Genomic DNA, 1,222 nt, shown 5'->3' on the forward strand with positions numbered 1-1,222 from the left:
CTTGGAAGAGCTAACAGTAATTGTTTTGGAACAGATTAACCTACTAGAGAAGAATCGAAAGTTAATCCAAGTCTTCTTCCGAAAGAAGGAAGTCGCTTTCTTTACAGACTAATTCACGGATCAATAATTTCCAGAATGTAAAAACTCTAGAAAATTAGAGGCTTCTTGCTGATAAGTTTTTATGGGGTTAGTCTTAAGAAAAGACTCGAAAGCTTTAACATTTTCTATCATGGTACTATTGCCGGAAACAGCTAGTATCTCTGTCAACTTATGACCATCTTTCGTTATCTTCTCGTTAACATCTTTAAGTGATTGGTATACGTTACTTCTATCAATGCTGATTTCTAACTGTTGCTCAATTTGATTTATAACGTCTTGAAACCTAATGAGAAAATCATTATTACTTGATTTATAAAGTGTTAAAATTTTGATTGAGCTAATAGGGTCAATAACTACTAACCCATTATTCTTTAATAAACATTTTTCAATAAAATCATTTAACTCATCTATTTTATTTAGCGATATTAAGAGTTCGCTTATTATTAAAGATACAACTAAATATTTATGGTTTGATGGTGAAAGTTGATGTAGTACAGTTGTACTTAATTCTAAAGCGCTATGGAGTCTGTTTTGGCTTTTATAAGTTTCAATTAATAATAGATTAACCCTTTGTGTTAATTCAATGTCCGATTCTATAATAGATAGAAAATCTTCTTTAAATTTGTTTAATTTTAATTCAGCTTTCTCAAAATTTGTTTTATAAATTTCAATTAATAATTCGTCAAACTTTCTGTGTATTGTGTTCATATAAGCTATCATTTAATGATTACTAAATCTTTTTATGATACCCTGGAAACTTGATTAAATTTCCAGGGTATTTTTATTTATCAAAGTCTACCTTCTTGTTTGTACGTTAGGGCACTGAGTAAAGTTCCAGTACCCTTGAGTGTTGCAGAACTGAAGACAATCACCACATGGAAGGTGCGGTTTGTTTTCTACACAAGCTTCGTACAGTCTTACACAGTGTTCGAAATGTTCTCTACTTTTTAAGTAATTTATATAGGCTAGTTTATCATAAACATATATGCCAGCATACAGGGCTTTCTTATAAAACCATTTGCTGAGTAAAGAACTGGATCAAGACTGGGAATTTATCAGCAAAAGTATCCAACTGAGCCGCTTTGTTTTTCACGTTCTTGCCTTCTAACAGATTCATAACCAG

Annotated in this window: 1 protein-coding gene; it reads right to left on the reverse strand. The window is 31.2% G+C overall.

Annotation, left to right across the window (positions count from 1 at the left end; genetic code table 11):
• Positions 1 to 120: 120 nt before the first annotated feature.
• A complete protein-coding gene (locus ACFSUS_RS29025; RefSeq protein ID WP_381528795.1) occupies positions 121 to 807 on the reverse strand; it encodes a hypothetical protein in 687 nt (228 codons plus the stop codon).
• Between the last annotated feature and the right edge of the window lie 415 nt (positions 808 to 1,222).

Source organism: Spirosoma soli (assembly GCF_042684525.1).
Taxonomy (GTDB): domain Bacteria; phylum Bacteroidota; class Bacteroidia; order Cytophagales; family Spirosomataceae; genus Spirosoma; species Spirosoma soli.

What these genes read in the sequence shown, in the direction of transcription:
- ACFSUS_RS29025 (WP_381528795.1), bottom strand. Translation starts at nt 807, where the DNA reads ATGAACACAATACACAGAAAGTTTGACGAATTATTAATTGAAATTTAT.